At 36.3% G+C, this 17726-nt stretch carries 7 protein-coding genes; 1 reads left to right on the top strand and 6 read right to left on the bottom strand.

Annotated elements, in window-relative coordinates; genetic code table 11:
- Window positions 1–958: 958 nt before the first annotated feature.
- From PU02_RS01175 to PU02_RS01145, 6 genes are all read right to left on the bottom strand, one after another.
- The gene (locus PU02_RS01175; RefSeq protein WP_053943722.1) at window positions 959–2479 is read right to left on the bottom strand and encodes a BID domain-containing T4SS effector; all 1521 of its coding nucleotides are present in this window, start codon (window positions 2477–2479) and stop codon (window positions 959–961) included.
- Window positions 2480–2503: 24 nt separating this feature from the next.
- On the bottom strand, window positions 2504–2701 hold the full coding sequence (locus PU02_RS01170; RefSeq protein WP_053943721.1) for an antitoxin VbhA family protein: 198 nt from the start codon (window positions 2699–2701) through the stop codon (window positions 2504–2506).
- Window positions 2702–4387: 1686 nt separating this feature from the next.
- Window positions 4388–6016 carry a BID domain-containing T4SS effector gene (locus PU02_RS01165; RefSeq protein WP_053943720.1) on the bottom strand — a complete coding sequence of 543 codons (1629 nt, stop codon included), beginning with the start codon at window positions 6014–6016 and terminating at the stop codon, window positions 4388–4390.
- Window positions 6017–6860: 844 nt separating this feature from the next.
- Entirely contained in the window at window positions 6861–8501 is a 1641-nt protein-coding gene (locus tag PU02_RS01160) for a BID domain-containing T4SS effector (RefSeq protein ID WP_053943719.1), read from the bottom strand.
- Between the two features lie 930 nt (window positions 8502–9431).
- Entirely contained in the window at window positions 9432–11453 is a 2022-nt protein-coding gene (locus PU02_RS01155; protein ID WP_053943718.1) for a BID domain-containing T4SS effector, read from the bottom strand.
- A 1089-nt stretch (window positions 11454–12542) separates the two neighbouring features.
- Window positions 12543–14150: a BID domain-containing T4SS effector gene (locus PU02_RS01145; RefSeq protein WP_158404015.1), complete on the bottom strand. Its 1608-nt coding sequence runs from the start codon at window positions 14148–14150 to the stop codon at window positions 12543–12545.
- A gap of 1344 nt (window positions 14151–15494) precedes the next feature.
- Between PU02_RS01145 and PU02_RS01140 the strand changes: the two genes are divergently transcribed.
- Window positions 15495–17096, top strand: coding sequence for a BID domain-containing T4SS effector (locus PU02_RS01140; RefSeq protein ID WP_053943715.1), 1602 nt, complete (start codon window positions 15495–15497; stop codon window positions 17094–17096).
- Window positions 17097–17726 lie beyond the last annotated feature (630 nt).

Raw genomic sequence — 17726 nt, 5'->3', positions numbered from 1 at the left:
ATTGAAATAATCCCAATTACCAATTACATGTGGGACTTTATCTTGTTTTTATGAAGTTCATGAGGTTCTTTCATGAGATTTTCTCATTCAGCAAAGAGTGTTTTAATGCTTTATAAGTTCGTTTTTCGTGGATATTATTTTAAAATAAGATAAGGGGATAGTTTAGCACAATTGCGCAACTATATTTGGATTGAAAGATTGCAAAGGAGAAAAGCTTCTTTTTCTTAACTGAAGAAAATAGCTGCAGCATCATCAAAATATTTATTTATGAGAAAATATAATCCACGTAGTTTCGGTTATGAGCGGGTTTTGAGCAAAATATTTTAATCGCGATAAGATCATAGATTAAGAGTTTAACAAAGGGTTTTGTAAATTTTTGTGAAGACAGATGTAATTTCTTTATTTGATGTATGGGGCATTTAAGATCTGCAATTTTTTTTCAAAAAATATGGTTATTATGATCACAGCAGTTTTCCAAGTACTTATAAGGTTAGCTTTTAGGATTTTAAAAGCAGGTTAGTACCTATTTTTAAGGAATTTTACATTCTTTTATGTTGTTGAAAAGCTCTGTTTTGTAAAAATACAAAGTGATGTGACTATAATTGTGAAAAATCATAACAAGAATGATAATAATGACGCTGGTAAATAGGGAAAGAAATATGATGATATTTGTTCACATGTAGTAGTCTGGTAGTAGCCGGAAAAGCCTAATATTGCATGAGCAATTCATATCTATTGAAAACATAATTTCATAAAGGGAATAAGAGCAGATAATGTTTTTTGATGTTTTTAATGGAGCATAATAAATATAAATTTTTCAATCAGTTAATTGATAATGCATGTTTTTAAAAATTTTCTTATATCAATTTTGTAAATATGGAGGGGAGAAAAATATAATAGGCGAGATCGGTTATATGTGAGATCTCGCCTAAGGAAGAGCTAAAATTTTATATTGTTACTATCGAAACATTGCTACCGCTTTTGGAGATTGAGCTTTATTCTGCCGAGCATGGTGATGTATTTTTTTAACATCTCTTGATACTCCCTCTGAATGATTTCTACCCATTGCACGCATTTTTTGAGATTGTAATTCTTTATTGATCTGCTCTTTCAAGCGCATCTCTGACGAGAGAAATTCTTTATCATATCTTCTTACTTTAGCAGGGGGACTCTGTGTTTGTTTTGTAGAAAGATCTACGCCAATGCCGCGGTGACTTCGCTTCATTTGACGATTTTGAATAATACCCACTTTCACCTTCCCCATGTAACCTGAATATTTTTCAAGAGCATGACATAGAGGGATAATATTGTCTTCAGCCTGTTTGCGCAGATCACTTTTGATGACGCCAAGGATTTTTCTACCGGCAAGCTTATTGATAAATTGAGGTTTTTCCGCAACTTTCCATGAAAGCTCTTCTCCCAGGGATGGATTTTCTTTAATTTCCTCCAGTTTATCTCCTAAAATATCAAGTTTACCATAAACAGCCTTTGATAATTTTTGAATTTCTTTAATGATTTCTTTAGCTAACGGATCAGTTTCAATTTTTGCTGCGAATTCATTGCGTTCATGAGGAGATAATTCCTTTTCTAAGCGTCTTTTTTCCTCAAGGCTTTTAGCTGCAGGCTCTGTGTAAGAGATGAAGTCACCTACTTTTAAATTGCGCAGTTGCTCTGGTGGAAGATTGCTCTTATGTGCCACGATGTATATACCCTGAGTTTCGATCGCGAAACTTCCATTGCTTCCACCTAGATAGGTACCATGATAGGTTTTTTCTGGGTAAGCGGTCATGACAAGACGACGCTTAAGCTCTTTTATACCAGATGCGTCATTAAAAAAGTCCTTCAACATGGCCATTTTTTCTGGGTTAGAAATATCATCCAGCATATATTTCATAACTCCTGGCTCGCCTTTAGCAGCCATGATACTGGCATAATCCATTCGGAATTTTGTTACAAGAGAAAAATCTAATGTGTGTCCTGAGGCTTCAGCGAGCTTTGTACAAAATATACGTTGTGTACGACCATTTCCTTCTCTAAAAGGATGTGCATGATTCAACTTAGTCAGCACATTAGCCATCTGGTCAACGAACTCTTCCCGTGATGAGCCCTTGAAATAATTATTCGCAAGAATGTTCTTATCTACCTCATCCAGTGTTTTTCTTATCTCACCATCAATAGCAAAAGGAATTCTTACGTTAACTTTTTGCATCCCTGGCATAGAAGCGACGCTTCCATCTGAAAATTGGAAAGACTTTTCGCGCGTCTGTCCAGCCCATTCAAATGTACTATTAAATAGGGATTTATGGATATGTTGCAAATAATTAACGTCAAAGCGTTCAGGTGCGGACTCACGAAGCAAATTGACGGCTGCCCTTGCTGAATCGTGAGCACATTTTTTCTCAAATTTCTTTAAATTTTTAATACCATATTTATTTTTGAGTGTTCGGCTGTCTGGATAGGTGTAATTTTGTGCTGACATGTCAGTTTCTCACAGGTTATTTTGTCATAATTGAGCTTGATCCATGAGAGTGTTAAATTCTTCGAGCGAATAGTCCCCCTTCGCATATCCTTCTAGGATTTCAAGCGTTTTGGGATGGAGTTTTATTCCCTCGAGTTCGTGAGTGCTGATAGCAAAATCAACAGCTTCACGGCGTTTTTGCAACTCTTCTTCTGTAAGAGATGTAGGATTGTTTGTTGTCATAGAGACCTCCTTTTTTGATTAATGTATGTGTATTTTTGTTTCATTATTTTGATGCTATACATCCATAAGTCTTTTTCAATTTAACACTACTTTCGGAGTGAGTTTCAACTCTACATCACTTTTGAAGCGAAGTGGCTAACATTCTCTTTCCTTTAAAATAGAGCGCTCATTTATATCGTAAAGAGGAATAGGGGACGCATCGAAAGATTTTTTATTAAAGGAACACTTCAATATAAGCAAAAGCTCTTCCACTGCTCCTATTCACATTCTTCAAATGATTAACCCTCTAAAATTTTCACTAGCGATGACGAAGTTCCCTTGATTCTTCAACCTTAAACTCTGTGAGTGTGTTTTTCTAGGTTCTGGATGAGCTTAATATATATCAAGCCCATTTAAATGCATTTGTAAATAACGTTTATGAATATACTCCAAATAAAAGGAGGCACAGCTTTCTAGTGGGAACTCTAATCACAAAGAAACCACAGCTTTTGCCGCATCATGTGTAATCCGTTGTTCCAATTGTTCAAAGTCAGTTATTCCATATTTATTTTTTAACACACAGGGTTCTTGGATAGGTTTAGTGAACATAATCTAATTTATCTAGCATGAAGCTGCTTCCTTAGCATGCAGAACAACGCATAAAATGTCTAAGGATTCAAATATTTGTAGAAAAAAGCTCAATCTTTTGAAACATACAAAATTCAATAACAGAACAAATTACGCTGCAGCATTGTTGCGATTTTTCAATGTAAGAGAGATACAGAAACTTCTATTAATAAAGAATCCTTGCCCTTTTTCTTAATTTTATTTCTGTTGCACAAAGAAAAACCCGTGACAAACCCGTATATTCGTAGTTCTTATTTCAATTTTCATTAGAGAAAAATAATTCCCCTCGTGGCAGCCAAATGAGAACGACCCGTTCACTCTAGGTGCCCTATTAATATATCATGTAATTAGACAGTGACCATTTTCCGAGGGATACTCGGTAGGATTTTTTTTAAATGTCAAGATTAAAAGAAAAAAATTCTTATTTATGCTCTTTTTAGGTCGCAGTTTTTCTAAAAATTATTGTCTTATTTAAGAAAAGAATATTTATCCGCGGTGAATTTATCTGCCTTTTAAAAAGTTACTTTTGAAAATTTATTTATGGGAGTCTTTAAAAGAAACCTGTTTGAGTATGTTTTATATTTGGGGAGAAAATAAAGACAATGATTATCATAAGATCGTCGACAAAAACAATTTTCAATTATGCTAAAAAATAATCATAACTCCATAAGTGTCAGGCACGTAGTTTAATGTTTTCTTTAGTTAGCTTGTGTGGAGATTTAAGTTTTTAGCTTCACGCTTAATATAATTAAGATCGATATATAATTAAGATCGATACTATAATGTCAAAAGACGAACAACAACTTTACGCTAAATATAATGCGCACAATAAATTGTAAAGTAAGTGCTGAGAGAACAGTAAAGAGATACAAAGCAATTTCAAACAAAAAGGCTCTCCCTTCTATTGATGATTAACAACAATGAATGAAGGGAGAAACACTGAAGAATGTGAAGTAAATACCAGTTGAAGTAAATCCAAACTATGTTCTACAATATTTCGCACTTAACTACATCCAGCCCTATCAAAAATGACTTCATCATTTTTGGGGCATAGTTTTTAAACAGTAAGCTTTTGTAACCCTAGCTAACCAGAGCCATATGTTTTGACTGCTCTAGGCCGAGTTTTTGAGCTTGTGCATGCACTTCCTTGACAAGCTTAACTACTTCTATAGCTTTTTGAGCTTTTTCAACGGAGATACCAACAGTTCTAGCAAATTCTGCAGAGTCATTTCTATCAACAGCTTTGTGCTCTTCTGGTGAAAGACGGGTGCTAATTTTTTGTGTATACTGATTTAATTCTTTTTTCAGATCAGGATTTCGAAGAAGGAGTTCCTTTCGTTGTTCTCCTGACAAAGAGAGGAGCTTCCATAAATTTTTATCTGGCACTTCAACACAATTTTCTTTGCGCTCTGCTTCTTTTTGATAATCATGAATGATCTTTTCTTGTACATATCCAGAAATATTTGCATGATTTTCGACTGCAGCAATAAGAACAACAACATTGTATTCAGCATTCCTACGAGTACTATCCTTCAATAATAGGAGTCGCTTTCCTGCAAGTCCTGCAATAGATTCAGGATCGTTCTTAATTTGTTGCGCTAAATTTTTAGCAAGGGTTGGATTTCTTTGGATTTTCTCCATCTCTTCATTCAGTATTTCCGGATTGCCATAAACAATTTTTGATAATTCTCTGATTTTAGAAAGATTTTCCTGAATATAGGGATCTTGGGATACCCCTTGAAGTAGTTTTTTGTGTGGAAGAGGGCCCATTTTCTTTTCGGGTATCAGAATCTCTGGGGCATTTGCAGCCGTAAAGCTTACATATTCACCAACTTGTACATTGTCTAGATTTTCTGCAATAGCATCCTCTTTCATACAAATAACAAAAGCGTTACCAGTATCAACGGTAAACCCCTTGTCTCCAGAAGTTACAAAGGTTCCCATGATGCTCATGCCTTCTTCTGCTACAATAACATAACGATTATCAACATCGATTCCACGCTCTTTCGCGATGTCCAGAAATTCTTTCAAGATAGCCCTCTTTTGAGGATGAGAAATATCCTCAAACATACGTCGCATCGGCATTGGGTTCATTTGTCCCATTGCTGCAATGCAGACATCAGTCATGCGTTTTTTTGTTACAAGAGAAAAATCTAGCTCATGGCCTGCAATTTTGGCGAGGGTTTCAAAAAACATTCGCTGAGTGCGTCCATTTCCTTCTCTGAAGGGGTGTAGGTAATTAACAGCAGCAAAGAGTCCTGATGCTTCATTGACAAATTCTCTGCGCGATAGACCTCTAAAATTATCCCCATCAAGAAGAATTTTATCTACATTTTTTAAGCCTTGCGTAATTTCATTAGCTGATGCAAAACAAATATGTCGAGCATCTGATCTTACCATTTCTGACATGGAAGCTGAGGAGCCGTCTGAAAATATAAAAGGAACATTACGGGTATGTCCGGCCCATTCAAATGTATTCCTAAACAAGCGTTTATGAATGTATTTGAGATAAGAGGAATCAAGATTTTCTGGGAGGAGCTCTAGCCGGAGATTAATAATTTCTTTCGTGGTATCATGTGCAGCTTTTTGCTCAAACTGAGCCATATCCGTTAACCCATATTTATTCTTTAATGTATTCGAGTTAGGATAAGTATAATTGTCAGGTTTGGGACTAGTGTCGCGGGTGTGACTATCATCATTATTCATCATGATAAATTCCTCCTTAGTATTATAAAGATCACAAAAGCGTTCAGATTTTCAGACATTTCAGACGTGAATCCGACTCATTCTCAATGAGAAAGATTTAAATAGTAGGGATGAACTTCTCAAACTATTTTCATATCCTCCTTAGTGCTACGCTTAAGAAATTTCTCAAAAAACCTATCCTGTAAAATGAAGAAATCCTTTAAGTTATGGCAAGCGTAATTTCCAAAAAACGAAGAAAGGGCCGATATTATCTCCTTTCATACGAAAGCATATTACTTTTCGCAATAAGTAGACCCACTTTTGATATATTTCAAGAGTACAAATTGAGGTAAAAAAACATATGTATATGCCATTCTCGATGGTGCTATAGAATTTCTTATTAAGGTTAACAAAATAGGGTTTTTGAAGCGTTATCTCGCTGCTGACAAGGTTTTTTTGCTAGAAATAAAGGAAATATTATTATCCATAATGATTTTCTAATTTTTTAGTGCTTTGATGTGTTCTTTTAACAATTCTGTAACAACCATGAAGAGACTTCCTCTTCATGCTTCAATTTCTGAAAAGTACGAAGAAGCCACAATATTACGGATAGACGAAAATCACAGGCAAATGAAAGAATCTCATTTGCGATGATATTCAAAGTAACCCTGATAACCGATGAGTTCTAGAATACAACCTTATACAAAAAATACTTACATTATATGCAAAAACTACAGAAAAAACTTAACGAAATCACCACTAAAGAGAAAACTGCACCTCATATGGCTCAAAATCTTCCAGCTTATCACTGTAGTAAACTTTACTAAAATGATAGCAAATATTTTTTCCCGTTATTTACGATTGCATATCAAAATGATGCAGCCCTTTTACGTTGTTTTACTACAGCAGTAATTAGCTTTTTTGACGATTCAGCATCAAGTTCTTGGACATGTCTCTGCGTTGCTTTGGTAAGGTCAACAATTCTTGCAATTTTCTGAGCTTGTTTAATAGAGACGCCAACAGTTTTAGCAAGTTCCAAAAAGTCTTTTTCTTCAATGGCTTTGTGTTCTTTTCTAGAGAGACGCTTGTTGAGTGCTTTCTCATAACATTCGAATTCTTTTTTTAGATCAGGGTCGAGAAGAAAGGCTTCTTTTTGAAGTTTTGCAGATTTGGACAATGAAAGGACATTCTGTAATCGTGCGTTTGGGACGTCAATAGAAACTCCTTTGCGCTCTCTTTCTTGCTGATAGTTTTCAACACTTTGTTCACACACATATGTGGCAATTTCTCCATGCTCCCTAACTACGGTTGCAAGAGCAAGAGCGCAATTTTCAGCATTCTTACGTGTATTGTTCTTCACGAAAAGGTATTTAGCTCCCGCAAGCTCAGCAATAGATCTAGGATTGGTTTCGATTTGTTGAGAGAGAGTTGCAGCAAAGCTTTGGTCCTTATTAATTTGGCTCAGTTTGTCGTCTAGTATATTAGGATTATTGTAGACAGTTTGTGATAATCTCTGGATAAGTTGAGTGCTTTCTCGAATTAAGATATGTTTCTCAATCATTTGGAAAAGTTCATTTTTCGGGAGGAAACCCATCTTTTTTTCAGGAATTAGAATTTCGGGAGATTGTTTTGAGGAAAAACTCACGAAATCACCCTTAGAGAGGGTCTTTAATTGTTGTTCTTCATCGAAATCTTTTGTCTCACAAATAACGAGCATATCTTTTGTACTAACAGCAACAATATCATCTCTGACACCTGCAAAAACCCCAAAAACAGGAAAATCTTCTAATGCTACGACAACGTTGCGGGTATCAAAGCCTTCTTTTTGGAAGGATTCTGCATGCTTCATAAAATTTTGTAGGATCTCTCTTTTGTGGGGATTGGATATATCCTCGAACATATGTCGCACTAACGTTAGATTATTACGCTCCATCGCTCCAGAACAGGCATCAATCATGCGCTCCCTTGTTACGAGAGAAAAATTTAGCTCATGCCCCGCAAATTGAGAGAGCCTCTCAAAAAATAATCGTTGTACATGTTCATTACCATCTCTGAAGGGGTGTATATAGTTGAGAGAGGCAAAAAGTGGTGCCGCATGACGAATAAATTCTGTGCGCGACAAACCCCTTAAATTATTTTTTTCAGCAAGCGTGTTATCAAATTCCCGAAAAAGCTTTCTAAATTCCTTACCATCTGCATAGTGAACATTTTCACTCAGACTCATTTCCGGCATGTAGGCAGAGGAGCCATCCATAAATATGAATGGTTTATCACGTGTATGCCCAGCCCATTCAAATGTTTTTTCAAACATGCACTTATGGATATGCTTGATATAAGAAGAATCAAAACGCTCTGGAAAGGATTCTTTCCTCAGAGCGATGGTTGCTTCTGCTATATTTTGTGCACATTTTTCTTCAAGTTGTGCGGCATCCATTAGATTATATTTATTTTTTAATATTTGAGTATCAGGATAAACATAGTGCTGAGAGATCGGTTTCCCTATAGTCATGATAACTTTCTCCTTAACTATCGAAATAACTCGCAAATAGAGTCTCAATCTTTTGAGTATTTAAGGAAAAGCCTTACTTCCTGCTAAGTGCGTAAAGCCGGTGGCAAATTTAAGTGCTGCCATTGCTTAGTGCTATCAGTTTTTCTTAATGCAGAAAATACAGAACCGCTTTTGCTTTAAAGTTTCCTTGCCATTATAACGCTGCGGACTCTCACATTTTAACAAGAGTAAATCAACTTTTCAAACTCAATTCTTTTTCCAATGGCCCTTACAAGTAAGATAAAAATTTGTCATTTTTATAACAAGAAAAAATAACATGCAGAATACTGTTGTTTTTTTGCTATTTTAGGGATGATCTATATGTTCTTTGATAAAAAATGCTCTCGTGCATAATTTTTAAGAATGTAAAGAGATCATAGTTTTTTTTGGGTAAATTAAGGGAATCATACTCACAATGATCCTAAAAGTTATTACAGGATTTACAGTCTTTGCATGCTATACAATGTTGTCTTTAATCTGCCCCTGAGAGAGAGTATACATTCAGCTTCATATTTCGCATGAGGCAACGGGTGAAGAATATTAGGAAAACTTCAAATAATATCAGGAAAGCTCTAAACACAGATTACTGTTCCACACGAAGAAAACCTGCACCTCAGTAAAAGGGAAAACACTGTGAGGGCAATGAAGGCACACAATAAGAACTATGTTCAATAAGAGGCACCCCCTCTCTTTTTATTGATAGTCAATCACCAGTAAATCAAGAGGGAAGAGGAGTATAAAAACGCGAAAACACTCTTAAAACAAATTTAGATTACATCTTCATATGTATTACCATGTTTGCACTTATAACTCCTCTTTTTAGCTTCTTGATTGTACAAAAATTTTATTAAAATAAGCAGTACAGCTGAAAAAACTTCCTTTGTTTCTTGCTCATATACAAGGTGACTGTGTTCTGTTATTTGAGCGACTTTTTTTCACAGTCGAGTACGGTGTTTTACTAGAGTCAGACCTCTGAACTGGCCTGTTTGTGCTTTTCGTAAAATCTATCTCAGCATAGTTGTGTTCTGGATCTTGCTGCTGCAAATCTTTCACGGACTGTATGCTACCGTATACGCTATCGTGTGCAGGATTTTGATTTTGCGCAGACGTGTACGATAGGTTGCCATATACTTGCTCTTGACTTTGCGCAGACGTGTACGATAGGTTGCCATATACTTGCTCTTGACTTTGCGCAGACGTGTACGATAGGTTGCCATATACTTGCTCTTGACTTTGCGCAGACGTGTACGATAGGTTGCCATATACTTGCTCTGGATCTCGCGCATATGCACTGTTTTTCATAGTTAAGTACTTCGATGCACTGTTTTTCATAGTTAAGTACTTCGATGCACTATGTTCTAATTCTTGTTTTATTCCGTCGGTGATTTTAACTAATTCTACAATTTTTTGAGCTTGTACAACAGATACATCAAGAGTTCTGGAAAGCGCCATGCAATCTTCTTCCCTAATAGCTTTACGGTCATTTGGGGAGAGGCGTTGGTTGAGTGATCGCACATAATCTTCAAAATCCTCTTTTAGTCCAGGATCCTGAGAAAGGGCATTTTCTCTTTGTTGTGGAGATAAAGAGAAAAACTCACTTAAATACCTAGAGGGGAGGGCAACAGCATGACCTGCGCGCATTTGTTTTTGTTGGTGCTCTTCCATACTTTCGTTGCGTGCACGTGTGACAATTTTTCCATGAGTTTCAACTGCTACGGAGAGAAGAACAACGTGTCTTTCGGCTGCTTTACGTGTACGACTCTTCCAGCATAGGAATTTTCTTCCCGCAAGTTTGGCAATAGATTTAGGATCATTCTGAATTCTTTCAGAAATCTGTTGAGCGTAATGTGGACTACGCAGGACCAAATTCATCGTTCCATTTACTGCTTCTGGATTACCATAAATAATTTTCGATAACCGTTTGATGTTTTGAAGACATTCCTGGACACTAGAATTTTGAGAAATCATGCTTGAAAGTTCTGATTGTGAGAGAGGTCCCATTCTTCTCTCTGGAATCAACACTCCTGGAGTTTGTGAGGGAGTAAGACTTACAAAATCTCCTTTCTTTAATGTTTTTAATGTACCTCTTTCCAAATCTTTTGTTGCACAAATAATTAGGGTATCATTTGAGTTAATGACAAAATTATCCCTCGTGATATCAAGAACACTTCCAGAAATAGAGACCCCTTCTTTGGCAACGACAATGCAACGAGTATCAAGTATTCCTTCTTTGAAAATTGTCGCGTGATGCATAAAGTTCTTTAAAAGTGATCTTCTCTTGGGATCAGAAATATCTTCAAACATATGTTCCATCGGCTCTAGATTAGAATTCTCCATTGCTTCAGCACAAACACTGGTCATACGTTTGTTTGTTACAAGAGAAAAGTCTAGCTCATGTCCTGCATTTTCAGCTAATTTTTCAAAAAACAATCGCTGTACGCGCCCATTACCTTCGCTAAAAGGATGTATCCAATTAAGAGAAGCAAAGAATTGTGTTACTTCTCGAACAAATTCCTCGCGTGACAAACCTTTTAGATTATTTTTACCAGCAATAATTTCCCCAAAAGATAGAAGCTGTTCTTGAATTTTTTCGCCATCTACAAAAGAGAAATCTGGATTTAAGCCCATTTTCGACATAAGGGCACTGGTGCCATCCTGAAATTTAAAAAGCATATCACGAGTACATCCAGCCCACTCGAATGTCTTTCCAAATAGGCATCTATGAATATGTTTGATATAAGAGGCATCAAAACGCTCTGGCAATTCTTCTTTTTGTAGAGCAAGTATTGCATTTGCTACATCACGAGCCATTCTTTTTTCAAGTTGTTCAGCGTTCTTTGTCTGATATTTATTCTTGAGAACTCGAGTTCCATGATAAAAATAGTTTCGAGAAAGTGATTTTGCTGCAGGCATGATAACTTATTCCTCCTTACTCTTTACGACAACTCCCCCCCTTACTATCAAAAACAACCTACAGAGAGTGTTTTTATGTTTCGAGTATTAGAAAAGCTTTATTTTAAGCGCGTGAATTCTCAATAATCAGAGTTGAGTTCTCAACAACACGTTCATGATTGCATTCAGCGCTAAGGATATAGAACGATCCTCCGTCATAAAAACTCTTCCCGTAGTTTCCGTTTGACCAACGCAATACCGTTCACTCACAAAACAGCAAGATTTACATTTTTCGTGAAGCGGATAAGCTCCTAAACGGAAACCAACCTTCTTCCTATCTATGATAAGATAAAGAAGATGTAAAGACACTGTTTCTTGATTAATAAAAATATGAAGTACCATATACATCAGTTTTAGCAAAAAAAGTATTTATTTACAGTTATTTATTTATTTACAGTTATTTATCTTTTTTTAAAATATTTTTGGAGAAATAATACATGATGTTTTTTTATAAAAAGAGTGTTTATATATATTTTATCAGAAGGTATAAAGAGGCCATGACGCTGCGCCACGGATGGGTAGGAGCAATATCCATAATAATTCTGAAGATTTTCGCAAGGCTTATGAATTTTGCACATAATACCATGCCGCCCTTATATCATATCCGTGTGAATATCTGTGCGAAAAGGTTAGTGTAAATATCTGCATGAGAAGGTTAGTGCTTAGTTTATGCTAAAGAGAGAGCAACATCGCAATGACTTTAGAACACAGGCTATTCTTTTTATGTGCTCAAATACAAAACGAGTGCTATGAGAAAAATTGGGATCTAAATCGGGATCGTTTTGGGTCAGAAACTCTCTTCTTTTACTCATATAAGTTCAAAAAGAAAGGGAGCCACAAAAAAGCGAAGAAGTCGCTATTGAAGAAAGCCTAGACTTATATCTTAAAAAAATAAACCACAACATAGATGTGAATGTGCATCACCACATTCACATCTATAATTTCCTTTTGAAGTTATTTTACTACATCCAGTTTCTATAAAAACAACAGCATCCTTGCAAGAAAAAGCTTTTTTTACTGCTTTTCCCTATGCATCAGAATAGCAATTTATCATGTTAACGAAGCATGGCTAATGACGGCGTTTTGTGCCCGATTAACAGCGGGTACTTGAACGTACTTATGTACGTCCTTAGCGGCTGTAACAATTTCTGCTATTTTCTGTGCTTGATCAAAGGGCACATCAATAGCTTTTGCAAACTCCGCATGGTTGCCTTCTTCAATGGCTTTATGTGCACTCTGTGGAAGGCGGTTATTAAGCGCCTTAACAAAATCATTAAGCTCTCTTTTCATACCAGGATAAGAAAGGAGTTCTTTCCGGTATTTTAGAGGTAAAGAAAGATACCTTTGCAGTGATTCACTCGGCTTTACAACAGGGTATCTTTGGCGTTCCTGTTCTTGTTGATACTCCTTAAGGACATTATCTTGTATATGTGAGACGATTTCTCCGTGTTTTACAATCGCGTCACTGAGAAAACGAGCATGATTTTCAGCATTTTTACGCAAATCATTCTTCCATAAAATGTGCTTTGCACCTGCAAGCTTAGCGATCGACGCGGGATCATCTTGAATTTTTTCAGCAAGTATTAAAGAAAATTTTGGATTATCAAGGATCATGGCCATCTCTTTATCTAGTTTCGCTGGATTACCATAAACAACATGCGATAACCTTTGAATATCCTCAAGGCTCTTTTGGACATGGGGATCGTCCTTAAGCATCGTGGATAATCTATTTGGTGTAAGGGGCCTCATGGTTATTCCAGGTATCAATATTTCTGATGTGTCTAGAGGTGTAAAACACTTGTGATCATCAGCGCGCAATGCATCTATTTTACCAACCTCTATTTTGTTTGAAGGACTAGTAACCGGATCATTTTTCATATTAATGGTGAGTGTGTTTTCTCTAGCATTTACAAAAACTCCCTCAACAGTTGCACCATCTTTCGCCGCGACAATATTTGGAGTTTCAAAATGTTTTTTCTTAACAGCACCCGCGTCAGAAAAGACCTCCCTTGAGAGAGCCATCTTTTGGGGTTGAGAAATATCCTTAAACATATGCCGCATCGGTTCCAGATTATCGCGTTCCATTGCTTCAATACAAGCATTCTTGAAACGCTGATTTGTCACAAGAGAAAAGTCTAATGTATAACCTGCAGCGTTAGCTAGTTTTTCAAAGAACAACTTTTGTGTCTGTCTATTTCCTTCTTTAAATGGGCGTATCCAGTCAAGAGAAACAAATAGTGGCGTTACTTCTCGAACAAATTCTCCGTGTGACAGGTTTTTTAGATAATCTTTTTCACGAAGGGTTTTATCAAAGTTATATAAACCTCTTTTAATCTCTAGACCGTGCGCAAAATGAAAACCCGTATCCGACTTCATCTCTAGCATCTGGGCAAAAGTGCCATCCGGAAATGCAAACGCCGCATCACGCGTATGACCAGCCCATCCAAATGTTTTCTCAAAGAGGCGTCTATGGAGATATAGAAGATAAAAGGAATTAATCTCTTCTGGAAGTGGCTCATTTCGCAAATCAGCAGATGCCTCTAGCGCGTTCTTTAGACATATTTTTTTAAGTTCAGCGGCATCTTTTATCCCATACTTGTTCTTTAGAACTTCAGAACGAGGATAGAAATAACTTTGGGGATTTGGTTTTTCTTTCATGACAGTCTCCTCCATACTACCAAACACAACTCTAAAGAGTGACAGAAGTAATCCGAACATCTAAAGAGAAAACGAAAATTTTCCTTCAGATAAATTCTATTTTCCGTTGAGTGGACATAGACCAACCATTAGAGCAAAACGCTCTAAAATTCCTTCTTCAAGGTAAAAAGGCGTAGAATTATTTTCTATCATAAAGGCTCCTCCCTTTATCTTCATTGCATCGGTTCTTGTTCTATCAATATAACACCGCACATTCGTAGAATTCAGGGTCTATACTTTTCTCAGAATGAACAAGCCTTTCAAACAACGGCAAAAATTCTCCCCCCCTTATAACAATATAAAGGATGTGTAAAGAGACTATCTTTCGTTGCTTTAGGCCGATCGATTGCAAGGGAATGAAGGATATTACATATATTCACCTTCATTAATGAAAAATATTAATCCACAATGGTTTGACTATTTGCAAAAGATTCTTTACACTCTGAAAGCTCGTTCATAATGCCTTTTCATGGAGGAAATTTTATTGGCACATGCTCTACAATCTGAAATTATTTTAATTTCAGTCTTTCGTCATGTTTCTTGTATGATCGAACGTTCAAATCTTTATAATCGAATCATAAAAGATATAGGATTGTGTCCTAAAATTTATCGCAAGTTTTTCTCATTTTTCTACATAATCATTATTTTGCCATATTTATAAATGCGAAAAACTACAAAGAGATAAAGTATTCTGGGAAAGTTTTGTAAAGTACAGAAATTTTTTTCTAGATAATTAAATTGTTTAGGAAAAATATTTTTTATTGATAAGGTTAATTAATATGCGTGATACCTTTTTTCAGAGTTAAGCAGGCTAAGACTAGGCAGAAACAATAATGTTTCTATACGTTTTTCGTTTTATTTTGGCAGAAAATATATTAACCCACGGGGGAAGGATATCCGCTTTATCGTAATATTTAATGGTCTAACTGAGATGGGTTATTACTGATACGGTAAAGTTACAGCGTGAGTTTAAATTTTCAATATGGAGACAGGGTCTCAGCTGCCACTGAGGAAGCTGATGTGCTTCGTGGGGAATGGTAATAGCATAAGGAGTTTTTTTTAAGGGCGTGGCCTCTGTACGTGTTCAATGTAAGAAAAAAAGTTTGAGGAATCTTTTGTGGTAAAAAGTGACCTCATATCCTGCGTTTCGAAAAGTTACAACAAAAAAACCGCAAAGAGGTCATGAGGTATCCAGATTTGGATGCTAATCTTTTGTGCATTCGGAGGGGACGGACGACTTCTCTTCTGGAACATTCAAAGTGTTGCATAATTTGCGCACTAGATTTAGTGGTGAGGAGACGGCACATGCCAACAGGAAAAGCATTTCATGGAAATTATCTCTATTTTGGTACCAATGTATTAAAGAATAGATATAAAATAGCAAGTTCTGAGCAACTTGAGGCGAGATGTGCACATGGTATCGCAACAGAAATGGTTTTATTGCAACGAGAACCATATCCAGAGCATTTTAATTCTTCTTATCTTAAATATCTTCATAAACGTTTATTTAGAGAGGTATTTGAGTGGGCTGGGTGTACTCGCGATGCACCTTTTAAATTTCGAGATGGCACCGTTGCTTATATGCCAGAAATGAAAAAATCGGGAGCGTATTCTCATTTCGCGTCGAGTGATGAAATTGAAAGGCATTTGAAGAATTTTGATAAGACACTCCTCGAAAGGAATAATTTGAGAGGTTTGTCGCGCAAAGAATTTGTTAAGGATGTTACAATGCTGTTTGCTTTTCTTAATTGGGTGCATCCTTTTAGAGATGGGAATATTCGTACGCAGCAATTATTCTTCGAAAGATTAGCGGCAGCCACGGGCCATGAATTAAGTTTTTCTCTTGTAACAAAAAGACGCATGAAGGATGTTTGTGCTGAAGCAATGGACTATGACAATCTATCACCAATGCGGCACATGTTCGAGGATATTTCTAATCCCAAAAAAAGACTTACTTTAGAAAATTTCTTTAGGCATGCAACTTTTAAAAAAAGCGGTGTTGAAAATCGTCATATTGTTGTAGCAAGAGAAGGTATAAGAGTTACAGGGACTTTTGCAGGTATCAAAGAGGAAATGTTCCTCATTAATACGGGGAATACCTTGGTCATTTGCCCTGTGAAAGAACTCCAAAAATATCAATTGCAAGATTTACGTCATGGCGATCTTATGATCTTTACACCGCGTGAAGCTCCAGAAATTTTGATCCCAGAAAAAAATATTGGGCCTCTCCAGGAAAGAGAACTGTCTGAAATGATTGCAAAAGATGATTTAGTTCAAAAGAGTATTAGGGAGATAAGAAAATTATCGCAGACCATCTATACCAATCCAGCAATATTAGACGAAAAAATAAAAGACATTCAACTAAATCAAGATTTAGCTCAGAAGCTTACTCAACAAATTAAGAGAAATCCTGAGAGTTTTGCTCGACTTGCCGGAAAAAGATATCTATGTCTGAGGAATGGTGCACGTAGAAATGCCGAACGGGCGGTTTCTTGTCTCGTTAATTCAATCGCAAACCATGGAGAAATTATAAAATGTGTACGAGAGAGGAGTATTAAGAAATATCAAAAAGAACAAGAACGTATGGGAACCGCTGTTGAAATACCAAGCGAACGTTTGCGAGATTTATTTTCCTCATCCGAAAGGCAGCAGGAAAAGATCCTGTTCGAAGATACTTCTGTTAGAAAAGAATTAAATGTTTATATGCGGGCGCTCAATGCTCGTCTTTCAAAAAGTGAACATGCAGCTATTGAGTCCGGTGATTATACGAGGTTAGCTGCGTCTGTTGGTGTTTCTAACGAACAAGCAGAAATGATCGCAGCGATAGCTTCAGTAGGAAGAGATATGCAGAAAAAAAACCAAGAATTCAAAATTAGTCAGTTAAAGGGTGTAATGAAAGTTTGCTAAGATGATAGGTCTCATTATAAGCATATGGATTGGGAATAGAAGAACGGCTTTTGCTCATGTATAGGCAAATGGACGTGATCAAAATTAAGAACAACATATGGAGGACGGGGCATAGGTTTAGTTTTTTCTGCAGCGTACGTTATCAAATTGTTACATAAGTTGCTTTTGTATAGAATAGTGGTTTATGCTTTAAGATTATTTTGATATTGAAGTTTCACCATCTTAATTATGGCGTTTGGCTCTCAGCTTAACAAATTATTCAATAAGAAAAAATGTGCAGATATACGCTAAAATTTGCAAATGGCGTGATCATTCGTTGATATTACCGGTGGGTGTTTTCCTTCTTATTGTTTGCAGCATTATGGTTCCTTTTGCATTTTCATAAAAAAGTATGCGAAGAAGAGTGCTCTTAAAGACTATATGAATGGGCATTAAAAAATGCAGCAAATTCACAAAATAGTCACTCTGAGTTTAACAATTATTTTCATTGGTGGTTGGTAATAACAGACTAACAAATGCAAAGAGTCCTGGTGATTTAAAACGATTGCCGTTTGAAATAAGTTAAAACTATATCATTACATATCTTGCCATGTCTTATTCATAGTTTTTCTCCGGCATCAGATTTTGGCA

The sequence above is a fragment of the Bartonella ancashensis genome (genome assembly GCF_001281405.1).
GTDB lineage: Bacteria > Pseudomonadota > Alphaproteobacteria > Rhizobiales > Rhizobiaceae > Bartonella > Bartonella ancashensis.
This window is presented reverse-complemented; position numbering and strand designations above follow the sequence as displayed.

Coding starts and splice junctions, on each gene's coding strand:
- PU02_RS01175 (WP_053943722.1), bottom strand. CDS start 2,479: ATGTCAGCACAAAATTACACCTATCCAGACAGCCGAACACTCAAAAAT.
- PU02_RS01145 (WP_158404015.1), bottom strand. CDS start 14,150: ATGAAAGAAAAACCAAATCCCCAAAGTTATTTCTATCCTCGTTCTGAA.
- PU02_RS01155 (WP_053943718.1), bottom strand. CDS start 11,453: ATGCCTGCAGCAAAATCACTTTCTCGAAACTATTTTTATCATGGAACT.
- PU02_RS01160 (WP_053943719.1), bottom strand. CDS start 8,501: ATGACTATAGGGAAACCGATCTCTCAGCACTATGTTTATCCTGATACT.
- PU02_RS01165 (WP_053943720.1), bottom strand. CDS start 6,016: ATGATGAATAATGATGATAGTCACACCCGCGACACTAGTCCCAAACCT.
- PU02_RS01170 (WP_053943721.1), bottom strand. CDS start 2,701: ATGACAACAAACAATCCTACATCTCTTACAGAAGAAGAGTTGCAAAAA.
- PU02_RS01140 (WP_053943715.1), top strand. CDS start 15,495: ATGCCAACAGGAAAAGCATTTCATGGAAATTATCTCTATTTTGGTACC.